Source organism: Cupriavidus consociatus (assembly GCF_017814975.1).
Classification (GTDB): Bacteria; Pseudomonadota; Gammaproteobacteria; order Burkholderiales; family Burkholderiaceae; genus Cupriavidus; species Cupriavidus consociatus.
The window spans coordinates 175850-192704 of the sequence record NZ_JAGIQA010000009.1; the positions used below are offsets into that span (position 1 = coordinate 175850).

Here is a 16855-nt window from a genome sequence, read left to right on the forward strand (position 1 = left end):
GGGCGGCGTGCAGCTTACTTCTCTGACCCGCTCTGACCAAGGGAATCGAGCAAAAGGGTAGCTTCGGACAAGTCTGCCGTGTCCCCGCCTTCGGTAAGTGAACCAAGGATTTCGGCCAGTCCATCTTTGGCTGCGTGGATCATTCCTTGTCGTTTCCGCAGGTGCGCCATGTTGAGGGATGCCCGTAGCTCCAGGGACTTTGCACCCTGGTGGCGGGCAATTGAGATTGCCTTCTCGAAACAGGCTTGCGCTATGGCATGCCGCTCGGTGTCTTCGGAACCAGCGGAGGGCGCATTGCATGCGAGTTGCCCCTCAATCCGATGCAATTCCGCTTCGCAATAGCGCTCGCCGCTGGTATGCGCCATTGTCTTGGCATCTGAGAGGGTGCGCTGCGCGGCTTCGACGTGCCCCAGAAGTCCGTAGGACTCGGCCAATAGCGCTAGGAAGTGGGAATGTCCCAACCTAGCGCCCGTGGCGAGAAACGAGGCAATCCCGGCTTCCATCTGGGCGATGCCTTCTTGTGGTTGTCCCCCCGCGGCCTGTGCCCAGCCTCGAAGCACCGATGCCCAGCCGACCCAGACGGGAAAGCCTTGCTCGGTCGAGAGTACAACCGCGGCGTCTGCGTAATCGTGCGTGAGCCGTGGATTCCGGCAAAACTGGTGGAGTTCCGCCGCTAAGCACAGCGCATGCGCAAGGCTGAAGGGATGGGACAGTTGCTGCGCAAGCATAATCGCCTGCTGTCCCCGCATTCGCGCTTGATCCGGATAGCCTAGGAACCAGAGTACTAGGGCCGCTACGGAGAGGGTGCGGACTTCCGGATCCACGCCGTGGAAATTGGGGTGATGCTGATGAGGCTCCGGGAGGTAGAGGGCAAGTGCTCGCTTCAAATGCAAGTCTGCGGTCCTGAACCTCCCGGAGAAGTACAAGGTGGTGCCAATAGAGACATGCGCATCGGCGAGCCACTCCCGGTTGCTCGCACGCTTAGCTACCCCGACAAGGCTCTTGGCTACGGTGTATGCCTTCGCGTGTTCGGCCCGAAGGGAGAAGTATGTACGCAGTCCCACTTGAGTCGGAAAAATCTGCGGTGTATCGCCAAGCTCGCCGCATAGCGCCAGAGCCCGGCTGTAGGTTGCCTCGACTTCCGGTGAGGCAAATCCTCTGGCCGCAATCAATGCGGGCCCGATAGCAAGCTGCAGGGAGAGTTCCTGGCGAGCGCGGGCCGGGGTTTCGCGCTGGCGCTTCAGCAATTCCAAGGCTGCGCTGAGCTGGTGGATTGCCTCCCGGTAGGCGGATCGCTGGACGGCTTGCTGCCCCGCGCAATGCAGGTACTCGACAGCTTTGGGGTTGTTGCCGCTAAGGCTATAGTGCCGTGCCAGCTCGCTGCAATAATCCATCAGTCGATCAGGGAAGAGCGCTTCGATGGCCTGGCCCGTGCGCTCGTGCAGCGCACTCCGGTGGTCCGTGAGCAAAGTGCTACCGGCAACTTCCTGTGTCAGCGCATGCTTGAAGGTGTATTCGATGTCTGGGAACGCTGGCTGCTCGTAGATGAATTCGCTCGCCTCTAGGCGGGCCAGGAGCGGGCGTAGGATGTCCTCGGGTTGTCCAATGACCCGCTCGATCAAGCTCAGGGAAAATTCCTTGCCGACGACCGCGAGACTCTGCAGCAGGTCCTTCTCGGCGCGCGGAAGACGGTCGATGCGCGCCGCCAGCACTGCCTGCACCGTGGTCGGAATATGGATGGCGATTGGTGTCCTCTCAATACGGTAGTGGCCTGGCTCTCCTATGAGTGCCTTTTCCTCGGATAGTGTCTGCACCACTTCCTCTATGAAGAACGGGTTACCTTCAGTCTTTTCCAGAATCAGTGGCTTGAGGGCCTCAAGCGAGGGATGGTCGCCCAGCAGGGCCGTCAGCAGCTCCCCCGCCTCAGCCTGGCCAAGCGGATCGAGTCGGATCTGGGTGTAGCCGTCCAGCTGGCCCCACTCGTGCCGGTACTCCGGCCGGTAGTTCAGCAGCAGCAAAATCTTCGCGGCTGGCAGTTTCTCGATAAGGATCTGAAGGAACGCCTCAGTTTCGCTGTCGAGCCATTGCAGGTCCTCAAACACAAGTTCAAGTGGTTGGTTGGCGCTTTCGCACAAGAACAGCTGCGTGATTGCTTCAAAGATGCGCTGGCGCCTTATCAGCGGATCCATGTTTGACAACGCCGAGCTTGTGTCGTTGATCCCGAGCAGGTAGAGCAGGTAAGGCAGCAGGTTTTCTAGCGTGCGGTCCAGCATCAGCATCCTGCCAGCTACCTTTTCACGGCGCTTCCGTTCCTCATCTTGATCCTGGATCTGGAAATAGTTCTTCACCAGCTCGATGAGAGGCAGGTACGCGAAGGACTTGCCATGCGAGACCGAGAACGTCTCGAGTGTCATACAGCTCTGCTGCGAGACCACCTTGAACTCATGGAACAGGCGCGACTTGCCAATCCCGGCGTCGCCGACCACGGTGACGATCTGGCCCCGTCCGGCCATCGTCAGTTCCAGTGCTCGGTGCAATTGCTTCAATTCTGCTTGTCGTCCGACAAAGTGGGCCAGTCCGCGGCGCTGCGCCACTTGCAGCCGTGTGCGTAGCGTCCCGAGGCGCAGCACCTCATACACGGCAAGCGGTTCCGGGATCCCCTTCACCTGCGTGGTCCCAAGAGCCTTGAAGTCGAAATAGCCCTCTGTCAGCCTGCATGTCGGTGCGCTCACCAAAATGGAAGAGGGCGTTGCGATACTCTCCATCCGGGAAGCGATGTGGATCGTGTGCCCGACCGGATCGTAGTCCGCGCGCAAGTCGTCCTTACGGATGGAGCGTACTACCACCTCCCCGGTATGGATGCCGACCCGAATCTGGAGCGGTATGGCTTGCTCGAGGCGGATCCGGTCGCTGTGGCAGCGCATGGCTTCCTGCATCCTCAGCGCAGCACACAAGGCCCGATGGGCATGGTCTTCGTGGGCAATGGGCGCACCAAACAGGGCCAATATGCCGTCGCCAAGGGATTTGGCCACGTAGCCTTCATAGTGATGGACGGCCTCCATCATCAGGGCAATTACGGGATCAATCAGCCGGCGCGCTTCCTCGGGATCCAGATCGTGGATCAGCGCCGTGGATCCTGCCATGTCTGCAAACAAGGCGGTGATGGTCTTGCGTTCCCCCGCGTCGCTGCCACTGCCTTCCATGGCCGCTTGCTCGGCCAGGATGCGCGCTACCAGGTGGCTTGGCGTGTAGTGAATCGGGGAGAGGAGGGGCCCTTGATGCGCGTCGGCCGGTCCTTCATGAGTGGTTGAAAGAGGTGCGCCGCATTCCCCACAGAACTTGTCCTCGGAATGGCTGCAGGCCGGGAAGGGGGTCGCTAGCTTGGTGCCACAGCTTCTGCAGAATCTGGCGGCGGCGGGATTCTCGGTTCCGCAATTTATGCAGCGCATGACACCCTCCGAACATGCACCTCCGCCTAGTACTTTAGGCGATTCGTTTTGGCGTGATGGTGGCGAAAAAGGCATTTTTCAACCTCCATCCACCCGTAGCTCTGGACAACATTCCGCCAACTTGCCAGAGGGTGATTGTCTCCCGGGCCGTGCACTTGAAAGAAACACGTAACACTGTTATATATAAAGAACGTGTGATGGTTTTGGGTTCCATGGAGGAGATGATGAGTATTGCTCAGCCCGTAAAAGAGACTGCGGCGCCAAGTTACGTCAGCGGAGTGTCGGCTACGCCACTACTTGGCATGACGATTGGCGAGTGTTTCGACACGGTGGTAGGGGAGCATCCGGATAGGCTCGCGCTGGTGTCGAGGTCTCAGGGCATTCGTTGGACGTACCGGGAACTGGCCGATGTTGTGGATCGGTTTGCAAGCGGATTGGCGCAACTGGGACTGGTAGCAGGGGATCGTATCGGGATCTGGTCGCCAAACAATGCAGAGTGGGTAGTGACCCAGTTCGCGACGGCAAAGCTTGGTCTGATACTCGTCTGCATTAACCCGGCCTACCGCCCGCAAGAGCTCGAATATGCACTGCAGAAGGTTGGCTGCGCAGCGCTCATCACGGCCACGTCATTCAAGTCGAGTTACTACGTTGGCATGTTGCATGACCTAGCGCCAGAACTTGCCACGGGTACGCCGGGACAACTAACCTTGCAAAAGTTCCCCGAGCTTCGCACGATCATCCAGATCTGCGACCAACCCTCGCCTGGCATGATTTCGTTCGATGCGGTGTGCCAACGAGGAGAGAAAATTCCGCCGCCTGATGTGAAGCTCAGCATCGACGATGCCATCAACATTCAGTTTACGAGCGGTACAACCGGGGCACCTAAAGGCGCCACCCTGACGCATCACAATATCCTCAATAACGGCTACTTCTGTGGCCGTGCTATGGGCTTTAGTGCGGAAGACCGGTTGTGCATCCCTGTGCCCTTCTATCACTGCTTCGGTCTGGTCCTTTCCAACCTCGCCTGCCTCACGCATGCAGCCGCGATGATCATCCCGGGCGAGGCCTTTAACGCGCTCGCGGTGCTCGAGACAATCGAAGCTGAGAAGTGCACGGCTTTGCATGGTGTTCCAACCATGTTTATCGCTGTACTGGAGCATCCTGAGTTCGCGAAATTCGATCTGTCTTCCCTCCGTACCGGCATCATGGCTGGGGCGCCGTGTCCGGTGGAAATCATGCGGAGAATCATCGACGACCTCCATATGCAGGAGATCACGTTTGCTTACGGCATGACGGAGACCAGTCCAATTAGTCTTCAGACTTCACGAGACGATCCTCTTGAGCGGCGCGTATCCACCGTCGGCCGTATCCATCCGCATGTCGAGGTGAAGATCGTGGACGAACTCGGACGTATCGTTCCGCGTGGCACGCAGGGGGAACTCTGCACGCGGGGCTATTCGGTCATGCGCGGCTACTGGGGCGACCCCCAGAAAACTGCCGAGGCAATCGACGATGCCGGGTGGATGCACACCGGCGATTTGGCGACCATAGATGCTGAGGGGTATTGCAATATTACCGGCCGAATCAAAGACATGGTGATTCGAGGCGGCGAGAACATCTATCCTCGCGAAATCGAGGAATTCCTCCATCGGCATCCGAAGGTAAGCGAAGCTTATGTGTTTGGCGTCCCTGACCCCAAGTTCGGCGAAGAGCTGTGCGCCTGGATTCGACTGAAGGAGGGGGAGACGTGCAACGAGGACGACCTCAGGACCTTCTGCCGCGGCGCAATTGCTCATTACAAGATTCCGCGCTACATACGGTTCGTCGACAACTTTCCGCTAACGATAACCGGCAAGATCCAGAAGTTCATGATGCGCGATGCCATGAGTGTCGAACTGGGGCTTAGAGAGGAGAAGACGGCCTGAGCGTAAGGCAGGGTGGGGCAGGACTGGGGAGTCCCCCGGTTTCTGTCCTCAGGTGAATTGCGTGAGCGAAGCTCCCTTGACTACGTGGTGACCTCAGCTGGGAGGCGTCGAAAATCCAATTGGTGGGCGGTGACTTGACGGCCACCCACCAAGACAGTACCTTCAGTGGCTTCCAGCCGCACATCACCTCATGAGGGGTGTCGATTCCGTATCATTTCGGCAAGCCGGACGGTCGTCCAGGTTATCGCCGTGAGTCGGATGGATAGTTGCGGAGAATAACAGTGGACGAGTGCAGGATGCCTGAGAAGGGGAAAACGGAAGTCGTACGCCGCAAGGCCGCCCTTAGTGCCTTTCGGCGTGAACTGATCCGTGATGCGGCGAAGCGAGTGTTCGTTGAGGTTGGCTTGCCGGGCGCTTCGGTTCGCGAGATTGCAAAGGCTGCCGGTTGCACAACAGGTGCCATCTACGCCCAGTATACGAACAAGGAGGAGGTCTACGCCGACATCCTGCGCGAGTCGCTGAGCGATATGGCTGAGGCAGTTGAAGGGGGCGCCAAAGCAGGGCCGCCCGGGAGACAGGCCGAAGCAGCTCTGCGAGCCTGGTATGTCTATTTTCGGGACCGTCCCGCTGAGTTTGACCTCGGTTTCTATCTCTATGGAGGCGCTCAGCCAGCTGGCGTTGGCAAAGAGCTAAACCGAGAACTCAACGTACGCCTGAAGCGTGTCTATGCTGCTGTTGCAGAGGCTATGGAGGCAGACGGCATCGCCGGGCCTGAGGTGAAGCACGAACTGGCTGTTGCCGGCGCGTCATGGATTTTTGGCATTTTGCTGATGCTGAAGACTGGTCGACTGAAGATCTTGTCAGTCAATGTGGAAAATATCCTGGAGGAGTGCTTCCAGGCGATCTATCGCAAGAAATAGCACGGGATACATGGGAGAATTGCTTGACGTCGCCTGGGGTTGCATTCACAAAGACGATGAGAATACTGCTACTCCCAACTCCCAGTGCAAGCATGTCGACAAGACACCCTTGCGATTGCCCGATTGTAGTTCGGGCAGCGGCCATCTTTCACCAGTGTGAATAGCGAGGACGTCGCAAGGCTCATTGCCTGTCGAGCAAACTCGGATTACCGTCCCCGAGCTAACCTTCTTCTATGCGACCCTCCATTCGGCGGTGCGGCGCTTGTCATCCTGGCGATGTTGATGATGAAGCCTTCGCGCTGGGAAGTCGTGGGATAGAGCGCGAAGTCGAATCATTCCTCCAGCCTACACCGCTCGCGCACGCAGTGCAGGAGCGCTCAATGGCAATCTTGCCGTCGGCGAGAATACCCCCACGAAATGTGGAACTCCATTGCCCGCTTCGGTGGGCTAGCGAGATACACCAGTCCATACCGCCACGTTTGTCGTAAACGGCACTGATTGCGTCGGTTTGGCCAATGTTCAGAATAACAGCGTGAAGAGACACTGTTAGAACGTGTTGGATTTGCCATAACTAGAGTCGCTTTAGCGACTACGAGTAACAAGGTACGGGGAGACAACAACCGATGAACTACTTGCTTGGTCTGTCGCGGCAGATCGACAGGTTGAATCAGCACACGGGCAGGCTTGCAAACATCATGATCCTGCTGTCGTGCCTGATCAGTGCCGGCAACGCCCTCCTGCGCTATGGCTTCAACTTGAGCGACAACTGGCCACTCGAACTGCAGTGGTACATGTTTGCGATCGCCGTGATGTTCGGCGCCTCGTACACCTTCCAGCGCAATGAGCATGTCCGCGTCGACCTGTTCTACGGCAACGTCTCGGAGCGCGCGCAGCACTGGATCGACATCTTCGGCATCGTCGTGTTCCTGCTGCCGTCGTGCGTGCTGTTCACGTGGCTGTCCTGGGATTCCCTATTTCTTCCCTCGTGGCGCATCCTCGAGCAATCGGGCAATTCCGGCGGCCTGCCGCGCTACCCGATCAAGCTGGTGGTGCCCGTCGGCTTCGCCCTGCTCGCGCTGCAGGGGGTGTCTGAACTGATCAAGCGCTTTGCCGCCCTCAAAGGTCTGGTGCGTATCGAATCGAAATACGAGAGGCCGGTGCAATGATTCCATTGGAATATATGCCGCCGATGATGTTCGGCGGCCTGGTGCTGTTCATGCTGATCGGGTTCCCGGTCGCATTTTCGCTGTCCGCCGTCGGCCTCGCCTTCGGCTTCCTGGCCATTCACTGGGGCTACTTCCCGCTGAGCTTCCTGCAGGCCGTGCCGAGCCGCGTGTTCGGCAGCGTGCTGGCCAACGAGTTGCTGCTGGCGATTCCGTTCTTCACCTTCATGGGCGCGATCCTGGAGAAATGCGGGCTGGCCGAGGACATGCTCGACTCCATGGGCCAGCTGTTCGGCCCGGTGCGTGGCGGCCTTGGCTATTCGGTGATCATCGTCGGCTTCATCCTCGGCGCGATCACGGGCACCGTGGCCGCGCAGGTGATCGCCATGGCGATGATCTCGCTGCCGGTGATGATGCGCTACCGCTACAACATGAAGTACGCCACCGGCGTGCTCGCGGCATCGGGCACCATCACGCAGCTCGTGCCGCCGTCGCTGGTGCTCGTCGTCCTGGCTGACCAGCTCAAGACGCCTGCCGGCAGCGCCGACGTGGGCAGCATGTACCTGGGCGCTTGGGGCCCGTCAGTCGTGCAGATCGCGCTGTTCGCGCTGTACACGTTCTTCCTGGCACGCTTCAAGCCCGACTGGCTGCCGCCAGTCCCCCCCGAAGCGCGCACGCTGCGCGGCTGGCCGCTGTGGGCCAAGTGCCTGCGCGGCATCATCCCGTGCGCGGTGCTGATCTTCCTGGTGCTAGGCACGATCATGCTGGGCATCGCCACGCCGACCGAATCGGGCGCCATGGGTGCCGTCGGCGCGCTGGTGCTCGCGGTGATCCGCGACAAGGCCTTCACCAGCACCGATCGCATCATCTACCGCATCGGCATTGCCGCGACGCTGATCACCGCGGCCGTGGGCGTGTTTGCCTTTGGCTCGCATGTGTTCCGCATCCCGCTGGCGGTGATGTACCTGGTCATCCTGTGGCTGGTCATCCGCGCGGGCCAGATGACTGACCTGCGTCTGCTGATCGTCGAAGCCTACCAATCGACGGCGCGCATCACGGCGATGGTGGTGTTCATCCTGATCGGCTCCACCTGCTTCTCGGTGGTGTTCCAGGGCGTGGACGGCGGCGCATGGGTCGAGCACCTGTTCACCTCGCTGCCGGGCGGCTGGGTCGGCTTCCTGATCGTGGTGAACCTGTTCATCTTCTTCCTGGCGTTCTTCCTGGACTTCTTCGAGATCGCGTTCATCGTGGTGCCGATGCTGGCCCCGGTGGCAGTGAAGGTGCTGGCTCCGGTCGTGGCCGATTCGATGGGCGGCAACCCCGAAGCCGCGGCCACCGCGGCGCTCGTGTGGTTCGGCGTGATGCTGTGCGTGAACATGCAGACCTCGTTCATGCACCCGCCGTTCGGCTTCGCGCTGTTCTACCTGCGCGGCATCGCGCCGAAGGAAGTGAAGAGCTCCGACATCTACTGGGGCGCCCTGCCCTGGGTCGGCCTGCAGATGGTGATGGTGCTGGCCGTGATGTTCTGGCCGGGCATGGTGACGGCATTCCTCGACAAGGGATCGCTGCACCATAACACCGGGGCGGAGGTGACCATTCCGCTTGGCGGTGAGCCTGAGAAGCCGGCGTCTTCTCCAGGGACACTGGAGTTGCCGGGCGCAGCGGCTCCGGCCGAGCCGGCGGCACCGCAGTTTGAGTATGAGAAAAAGTAAGGATTAGACGAATCGCCTCTTGTCCCGGTCATCAGCATTCGGAGGTGGCCCGGACAAAGTTGGACCATGCTGTTCGGGCAGGGTCATCGCTTAGCCGCGAGCGATCGCCTTGTCATAATTGAGGGCGTGCGTCATGGGGCGGCTCTGCCGGTACCGAATCGTCGGTTTCACTATGAGGTACGACCATTGATCCGCTTCTATAGATCAATGGGGTGTTGCGGTGGTCAGAAGCTCCTAAAGTCCGGTTCGGGTCATGGTCAACGTAGTATTTGAATCTCGTGGATCCAGTTTGGCGCAAGCATCGAGCCCCGCGATGGCGGCAGTACGTTGCTGACTCCAAATCGTTGGCCATGACCCGAACCGGGCTTCCCGCGCCGGTGCGCTAGGGTGCACGACGTGTCGCACCGCATACCGGTACTGCGATCTTAGAATTTCTTCGATAGATTTCGGTTGCGAGTTGTCTATTGCTTTTCGCCATATTGGCATGCGATTCCATTAACCTGCAGGACATTGGACTTCCATGCCGTCGGCGCCTTTGCAACAGAACCGGTGCACAGGGGCCCAGTTGCAAAGTGAATAGGCGGCGTGTGTTTGGTCGTTGGGGATAAGGCGGGGAGGGGACATTGCCTCTGCTGAAGCTTCCGAGCTACGGGAAAAACATCTCGCGGTTTCCCGAGTAAATGCGGCACTTCTGGGACGACTGAGCAAGCGGGAAGGCGACCGGCGGCAATCGGCCTCATCGTCGACGGCCGGAGAAGATTCCGCGCCGACCTGGAAAAAGGTGGTCAGACTAGGCTTGTGCCGTAAAGACTCGCAACTAACTGCCCCGACCCGACTCAACCCAAAAATACTTGCCAGCAGAGAAGGGGGCCCAAGGGATTCGTTTCGGCACCTGGCATGAGCACTTTCCGATGAGAGTTTTCATGCGAGAGCGCCAAAAGGCAGCGTCGGCTTGCGGGCAAACAAAAATCGCCGTTAAGCCCGCTATAGAGCTGATGCGTGCATTGGAGCTGGTAAGGCGGCTGCGGGGTGCTGACTCCCTCTCCAGGTGCTCTCGACCTTTAATGTAAACGTGCGGCCCGCATCCTTCTTCCATTCGGCGAACGTCGCGCCGAAGAGGGTGGTTTGCTGGGTCCTGCTCGTCTGAGTACTGGCGTTCATAGGGATTCTCCGTATATCTGGCTCACTAAGTGTAGCAATTGGATTCAGCATACCCGACTGCAGCGCAGAAAAGCTCAGGAATCCCTTGAAAATAGGCCTCATCGTGGCAATATCGCGTTCAGTGTCGCGCTCCCGCCAATTGATTGCCTGCGACACATCAACCACTGAGACAAGGAACCGAGATGGCAACAAAAGCCAAGACGACTGTGAAGACCGCTGCAAAGCCAGCCGCTAAGGCTCCGGCCAAGAAGGCACCGGCGCCGAAGGCCGCACCGAAGGCCGCTGCTGCGGCACCGGTGGCCAAACCGCTGAAGGACACCTTCAACAAGTCAAGCCTGCTGGCCCACCTGGTCGAGCAAACCCAGCTCGAAAAGAAGGCCGTCCAGACCGTGCTCGCCCACCTGGAGAACACCATCGTCAGCGCGATCCACAAGAAGGGCGCTGGCGAGTTCACCCTGCCTGGCCTCTTCAAGGTGCAGGCCATTCAAGTGCCGGCCACCAAGAAGCGCTTCGGCAAGAACCCGTTCACCGGTCAGGAGCAATGGTTCGCTGCCAAGCCGGCTTCAGTGAAGGTGAAGGTCCGTCCGCTGAAGAAGCTGAAGGACGCTGCGGCGTAAGCTAACGATCCTGCAATAAGGGGAGCCCTGCGCTTCCCTTTTTAATGGTTCATCGCCTGGTTTCCGGGAAGGCCCATAGTTCGACGGCCGGACGCTGGCCACGCTATGAGCAAATGCAAAAGGTGGGACAAGGGCATCCGAGGGGCGAGTTTTCAGTTCCAGGCGGATCTCAGAGTCAGCCGTACAGCTTCGCTTCGATGGCACCGTCGAGCCATTCGACGAAGCGCGCAACGGTGTCGATAGAAGCTTCGAGCGAGGCCTGGTTCACGTGCACGGTGGGCGGTGCCAACCAGGTCCGCGCGTCTGGGTTCATGCGATCGAGCAGCTCCACCTCGCGGGCGTCCAGAAACACCGAGCGCGCGGCGCCCAGTTTCCGGTCGGCGTGTTTGGGCCGATTGGTCGTGATCTCAAGGTCGTGCTGGATGCTGTTGCGCGTCAGCACAATGTCTTCAAGGACAGCGATGGGCACAGGGCCATCGGTGAAGGGGATCCCGAACGCGTCGGTGAAGATACGGTTGTAGCCCCGGATCCAGCCTTTTCGGAACACGCGTTTGCGGTCCGCGTCGCTCAGTTCCTCACAGCGGAGCCTGACGCGGGTCTGCAGATACGCCTGCAATGCCGACGAGAGCATGCACAGGCACGCGTGGCCCAGGACATCGATCGAATCGCAGGCCTCCTGCCATTCGAGCAGGAAAGGCGGCTCACCGTCCTCCGAGTACGGCGGCACGAATGGCTCCACGCCGTTCTCGATTTTGATCCGGCGATCGACGAAGGGTGCCGACGAGCCGGCGTAAAGCTGCCGGATGAAGTCCAGCCGGCGGTTCAGAAACCAGGCAACGTTCATGGCGGTCCTCCGATTGGGTGTGCTCGAAACGTTGCGCCCGGACCTATCCGCGGCACCGGGCGCATGCGCTTACGCGGTCGCCCGATTCTTCTTTTGCTTAAGGTACTCGTCAACGAAGGCCTTGATCTCCTGGCTCCGGGGGAAAGCCTTTTTCACCTCGGCGGGCACGACGACGCCCGCGTCCTGCAGACGGGCCAGCCCATCCCTCCAACGTGCCAGGAGGTTGTCGCTCAGGAATTGTTCAATCTCCTCGAACGCCATCACGTTGTCGATCGGTGCGCCCGTGGCCACGTAGAGGTCGGCCAGCAGCTTGATCCCATCGCGGGACGGGACGGACACGGTGGCCGCAATGGCCACGATCCGGGCCAGCAAGGCCGCCTCCATGTGCGTCCCGCCACCTGCGCGCACCGTACTCATGAACACGGTCATGACGTCGGCGCCATAAGTGCCGCAAATCAGCAGCGCGTCCTCGCTGTACTTCAACAGCAGTTCGGGCTCGGTGTAGCTCGGGTGGTAGATCAGGCGGCGATAGCCCTGGGCGTAGGCACTCTCGATCGACGGCAAGAAGGGCAGTTGCCGGATCGCTTCTGGCACGTCCCAGTCCTTCGAAGGCGTCGCGCGGTGGCGCGCCATGATGCGGGCAGCAGGACCAGCGCGTTCAGTCAGCACCAACGAGCCCGCAACGAGGTCGATCGCCGAATATTCGGCAATAACGGCGGACCCGAACAGCAGCAAGCCGTTGGTACGTTCAGCTAGCACATCACGCAGAGGACCCATAAGCGGCGTCGGCAAAGCGTCGCTGGTTCCCGTCACGGTGACCGGTTCAATCGTCGGCCACGCCACCGAAAATGGCGTACGCGCTTGCAACTCGCCCTTCTCGGTGACGACCCCAATCAGCGCCGGTTCTTCGTCCGCGTGCTCATCTCTGGACGTGACCATGAGTCGGACGTCCTCGTGGAGCGTCTCGGCCGTCGGGGTGTCGAGGAGCACCGCGACACGGTGCCCAGAGTCCAGCGCGTACCGGCAAGCCGTTTCAAGACGGCTCGCGGTTCCTTCCCAAGATTGCTGGTCGAGTTCCAGCGGGCCGACTACCAGCAACGTGCCGCTGGGCACGCGATCCAGGCCAGACGACCAGAGGCCGTATTCGCCAAGGTCGATGGCGCTGGCACAACCATTGCCAGCGCGTTCCGCATAGAGCAGCGCACCGTCGGTGGCGTCCTCGTACACTTCCAGCAGGGCGTCGATCGCCTTTTGGGAGGTCGTGATGTAGACGCCGGGAACGGGACCCGACGGCCAGATCTGCGGGGTCCGGCGTGCGACGACCGCCCCGGGCGGCGAGAGCGCGACAAGCAACTCCTGCGGCGACATGTAGACCGAGTAGCGCTTCTTCAGGCGGAACGACAGGCGGCCGGTCGCGGTGATGTCCAGCTCGGCTGCGGCGACGCGCTGGGGAAACGCCATCACCTCGGGCCAGTTACGAAGCCCGGGAAGCGCTGCGATCAGATCGAGCGCCTGGCCATAACCAAAGGAGGGGTGCGTGGGCTGCAAAAGGCCGCGGACGAGCCCGGCCAGCAGCTTCAACTGCTGCGTATCCATTGCTTTCTCCAGGGCGGCAAATCCGGTGCACGCTTTGCGGACCGCCCATCGAAAACAAGGATTGTGGAATGGGGTAGGTGCGGTGACACATCGTCTTCGTCATGCCCCGAAGGGCGCGTGCGGCAGGCGACGACAGCTCGCCACTACTATATCAGGAATACAGGGTCGGTCGGCACAAGGACAGAGTGCACCCCGTGAAAACTGCATTTGCAGCTTGCGAGTTCATCCGCATCGCCTCGCCGTCAGCGTTCGGGCGGTCCCTGAGCTGTTCATGCACAACCCAGATCCGATCGGCATCCTAGCCGCACGGCGATGTGCGTTCGCCCAATTACCCCGACAACGCGTCGCGCGTCGTACAGCCCGCGAAGCGCTTCGCGCCGCGTCTCGTCATAAAACGCAGTAGCGTTCGTCCGCCAACCGTGCAGGAACAAGTGTAAGACGGTCACCGGCGTAGTACAGCACCTCGACGGTGAACTAGCACTGATTCTTGTGTTCGTCCGTCCAAGAGCGGCACCCACGTTCCCCACGGAGGAATTTACCGGGATCCACCTGTTACGCGATGGCGTTTGCTTGGGGGAATGGGCTAGGAATTGGCAGTTGGATAGCCAAATTCATGGGCTGTTGGAATGCAATGCCAAATTGATGGCAGCAGCTCAAGATCGGCATTCTCGCGTCCGTTACCGGCGGTTGTAAAGGTCGCTTTCGCAAAGCGCCCACCGATCAACTAAAGGAAAATGGAGGAGCCAAATGTTGCAACACCTGAGCCTCAAAAAGAAGCTCATGCTTCCGCTGGTGCTGAGCTGGATTTGTCTGTTGGCAATCACCTTGTGGAATGTTTGGCAAATGCGGGAGCAGCGCTTGCAAGATCGCATGCGCGTCCTTGAGCAAGTAACCGACACGGCAAACTCCGTCGTTGCCGATTATGAAGCGATGGCCCGTGCGGGGAAGCTCAGTGGTGAAGAGGCTAAAAAGCAGGCTCTAGACCGTGTGCGTGCGATGCGGTTTGGCGCCGATGGTTATTTCACCATCGCCCGCTCCGACACAGTGGTCCTGATGCACGCCATCAAACCGGAACTAAATGGTAAGGACATGTCGAACATGCAGGACGCCAACGGCGTCTATTTCTTCCGTGACATTGTCCGCATCGGCAAGACGACCGGCAAAGGCTTCGTCGAATACGTGTGGCCGAAGCCAGGAAGCGAAGCACCGCAGCCCAAACTAAGCTACACGCTGAATTTTAAGGCGTGGGACTGGAATTTCATTGCAGGGCTGTACCTCGACGATATCGAGGCCGAATTCCGAACGGCCCTTTGGAAGGCAATCGCTTGGCTGATGGCCGTAGGCGCGTTGATGAGCGTGGTGATGGTACGAGTCTCGACGAGTCTGCAGAAGCAATTGGGAGGCGAGCCATCGCTGACTTCTGCAATCGCAGCGCGAATCGCCCAAGGGGATTTAGCCACGCAAGTGCAGATTAAACCAGAGGATGAAGAGAGCGTGCTCTATAACATGCAGCAGATGCAGGCACGGCTAACAGGGGCTATAGGGCAGATCCGCACCGCCGCCGACTCAATCGCCGGCGCTGCCCACCAAATATCGGCGGGCAATGCAGACCTATCGCGTCGAAGCGAAGAACAGGCGGCATCGCTCGAACAAACTGCGGCCAGCATGGAGGAACTGACTAGTACGGTGCGACAGAGTGCGGAAAACGCTCGCCAGGCTGCGCAGCTTGCTGAAGGAGCGTCGGACATTGCGGTGCGCGGAGGTGAGTTGGTCGTTAATGTCGTGCGCACTATGAGTGAAATCAAGGCTGCGTCGGGAAAGGTGGTAGATATTATTGGAGTGATCGAAGGAATCGCTTTTCAAACCAACATTCTGGCCCTGAATGCCGCAGTGGAAGCCGCTCGAGCTGGTGAACAGGGCCGCGGATTCGCCGTGGTAGCCGGTGAGGTCCGCAGCCTCGCACAGCGCTCCTCTACCGCGGCGAAGGAGATTAAGTCACTGATCGACAACTCCGCACAACGTGTCGAAGACGGGTCTGTGCTTGTGGAAGGCGCTGGCAAAGCGATGGAAGAGATTGTTGGAGCTGTGAAACGGGTGACCGATCTGATGGGAGAAATGCGGGCAGCCACTGAGGAACAAACCGGCGGGATCGAACAAGTTAACCAAGCGGTATCCCAGATGGATCAAATGGCGCAGCAGAACGCGGCATTGGTCGAGGAAGCGGCGGCTGCCACCGCGTCATTGGAGGACCAGGCCAATGCATTGCATCGAGCTGTAGGTCAGTTTCATTTGGGGTAAGGGAGCGGGTGAGCCATACAGTATGCAAAGTGCCCGGGCCGGAGGAGCCTGAGCTCGAAGACGTAAGTTGCCCTAAACAAAGATATTGTTCAGGGCAACACATTCTCATCTGGTTTCTTCCGAGCGTGTCACCGCAAGTTTCGAGCCTCTCCAAGCTACGCTTCAACTAGGGCTCTGTAGGTGGTGACAGATCAGCCAGCCGACCGTACGAATGGTAGCTGTCGATGCGGGCGTTACTTTCTGCGAAGGCGAGAGCCTCCCTGACGATGGAATAGACTCCCATTGATGAGAGCGTCTGCGTCCGCGGACACGGCCGTCGCGGCGTCATCGGCGTCTACCGCTACCGTCATTGCTGATGTCGACGGCAGCAAGCAGCTTAACCGCCTCCTCATCGCCATCCGGCACCAGTTCTATGCGTATCCGCAGCATGGGTCAATTCCATGCTTGGTTGGTTCATTGCGTGGGCTGGTCTTGCTCCATTTCGTCAAGCTTGGTTCGAAGTGTTTCCACGAGCCAGCAGACGAAGTTTTCCCATCCTTCTTGGCTGATGGCTAAGCCCTTGCCACCCTCGATCAGAACGCAGGTTGGTAGCTCTCTGTCTGTAGCCAGCGAGCCAGGATGTTCTCCAACTCGTACGGGACATCCTGGAGGTGTAGGTAGGTGCCGACCTCAGCTTCGAAGTGAGGAAGCCCGGCCGGCAGCCAGGCCGACAAGAGTCGCATTTTCTGTTGCAGTGACATAGCAGATGGCCAAGACAACCCATTTCGTTCCCATCCGTGATGGTAAAGCGGATTTCAGTGGGCGAGTCGGAATGTTTGCCGAAGTGACCTCAGCGGGAACTGAGCACGGTCGCCAGAGCGTTGCCATCGAAAGTGATATGGCCAAGGCTGAGCCGTCCAAGGCCTCCAAGCCAAGGTTTCCTTCCCGAGCGGGAAGTTTGGCCCGCTTGACCGAGACTTTTTCATTTAAATCTGATGGGACGCTTTTTTTCTTTTCCGCACAGCTTTTACGTCAAGGGCTCACCCGACTCGCGCTCGCGGCCTTCATCCTTCCCGAGCGGGAAGAATCATTGCACGACACCTTTACGTTGAGTTACCGGACAGCTTTACGTTAGAGGCCTCCAAGGCATGCGCTTGCCGTTGTGCTTTTTCGCATCCCCCACTGCAAGAT

At 59.5% G+C, this 16855-nt stretch carries 10 protein-coding genes; 7 read left to right on the plus strand and 3 right to left on the minus strand.

Annotated features, from left to right (window positions below; all coding sequences use genetic code 11):
* Positions 1-14 precede the first annotated feature (14 nt).
* On the minus strand, positions 15-3449 hold the full coding sequence (locus J8I82_RS14800) for an adenylate/guanylate cyclase domain-containing protein (RefSeq protein ID WP_209758645.1): 3435 nt from the start codon (positions 3447-3449) through the stop codon (positions 15-17).
* Between the two features lie 221 nt (positions 3450-3670).
* Between J8I82_RS14800 and J8I82_RS14805 the strand changes: the two genes are divergently transcribed.
* From J8I82_RS14805 to J8I82_RS14825, 5 genes are all read left to right on the plus strand, one after another.
* Positions 3671-5374 (plus strand): AMP-binding protein, encoded by a 1704-nt coding sequence (locus J8I82_RS14805; protein ID WP_431831552.1) that lies wholly within the window; start codon positions 3671-3673, stop codon positions 5372-5374.
* Between the two features lie 296 nt (positions 5375-5670).
* Entirely contained in the window at positions 5671-6294 is a 624-nt protein-coding gene (locus J8I82_RS14810) for a TetR/AcrR family transcriptional regulator (protein WP_209758647.1), read from the plus strand.
* 623 nt (positions 6295-6917) lie between these two features.
* Entirely contained in the window at positions 6918-7460 is a 543-nt protein-coding gene (locus tag J8I82_RS14815; protein WP_209758649.1) for a TRAP transporter small permease subunit, read from the plus strand.
* Positions 7457-9169, plus strand: coding sequence for a TRAP transporter large permease (locus J8I82_RS14820; RefSeq protein WP_209758651.1), 1713 nt, complete (start codon positions 7457-7459; stop codon positions 9167-9169). Before J8I82_RS14815 ends, J8I82_RS14820 begins: the two co-directional genes overlap by 4 nt.
* A 1343-nt stretch (positions 9170-10512) precedes the next feature.
* A complete protein-coding gene (locus tag J8I82_RS14825; protein ID WP_209758653.1) occupies positions 10513-10947 on the plus strand; it encodes an HU family DNA-binding protein in 435 nt (144 codons plus the stop codon).
* Positions 10948-11122: 175 nt separating this feature from the next.
* Here the strand turns inward: J8I82_RS14825 and J8I82_RS14830 are convergent, their stop codons facing one another.
* Positions 11123-11791 (minus strand): hypothetical protein, encoded by a 669-nt coding sequence (locus J8I82_RS14830; RefSeq protein WP_209758655.1) that lies wholly within the window; start codon positions 11789-11791, stop codon positions 11123-11125.
* Between the two features lie 69 nt (positions 11792-11860).
* Entirely contained in the window at positions 11861-13387 is a 1527-nt protein-coding gene (locus tag J8I82_RS14835; RefSeq protein ID WP_209758657.1) for a hypothetical protein, read from the minus strand.
* 747 nt (positions 13388-14134) lie between these two features.
* On the opposite strand from J8I82_RS14835, the gene J8I82_RS14840 reads away from it, so the two are divergent.
* Together J8I82_RS14840 and J8I82_RS14845 are read left to right on the plus strand one after the other, a co-directional pair.
* The gene (locus tag J8I82_RS14840) at positions 14135-15685 is read left to right on the plus strand and encodes a methyl-accepting chemotaxis protein (RefSeq protein ID WP_209758659.1); all 1551 of its coding nucleotides are present in this window, start codon (positions 14135-14137) and stop codon (positions 15683-15685) included.
* Positions 15686-16430: 745 nt separating this feature from the next.
* Positions 16431-16799: a hypothetical protein gene (locus J8I82_RS14845; RefSeq protein WP_209758661.1), complete on the plus strand. Its 369-nt coding sequence runs from the start codon at positions 16431-16433 to the stop codon at positions 16797-16799.
* Positions 16800-16855 lie beyond the last annotated feature (56 nt).

Coding starts and splice junctions, on each gene's coding strand:
- J8I82_RS14820 (WP_209758651.1), top strand. CDS start 7,457: ATGATTCCATTGGAATATATGCCGCCGATGATGTTCGGCGGCCTGGTG.
- J8I82_RS14835 (WP_209758657.1), bottom strand. CDS start 13,387: ATGGATACGCAGCAGTTGAAGCTGCTGGCCGGGCTCGTCCGCGGCCTT.
- J8I82_RS14815 (WP_209758649.1), top strand. CDS start 6,918: ATGAACTACTTGCTTGGTCTGTCGCGGCAGATCGACAGGTTGAATCAG.
- J8I82_RS14800 (WP_209758645.1), bottom strand. CDS start 3,449: ATGCGCTGCATAAATTGCGGAACCGAGAATCCCGCCGCCGCCAGATTC.
- J8I82_RS14845 (WP_209758661.1), top strand. CDS start 16,431: ATGGCCAAGACAACCCATTTCGTTCCCATCCGTGATGGTAAAGCGGAT.
- J8I82_RS14810 (WP_209758647.1), top strand. CDS start 5,671: ATGCCTGAGAAGGGGAAAACGGAAGTCGTACGCCGCAAGGCCGCCCTT.
- J8I82_RS14805 (WP_431831552.1), top strand. CDS start 3,671: ATGATGAGTATTGCTCAGCCCGTAAAAGAGACTGCGGCGCCAAGTTAC.
- J8I82_RS14840 (WP_209758659.1), top strand. CDS start 14,135: ATGTTGCAACACCTGAGCCTCAAAAAGAAGCTCATGCTTCCGCTGGTG.
- J8I82_RS14825 (WP_209758653.1), top strand. CDS start 10,513: ATGGCAACAAAAGCCAAGACGACTGTGAAGACCGCTGCAAAGCCAGCC.
- J8I82_RS14830 (WP_209758655.1), bottom strand. CDS start 11,791: ATGAACGTTGCCTGGTTTCTGAACCGCCGGCTGGACTTCATCCGGCAG.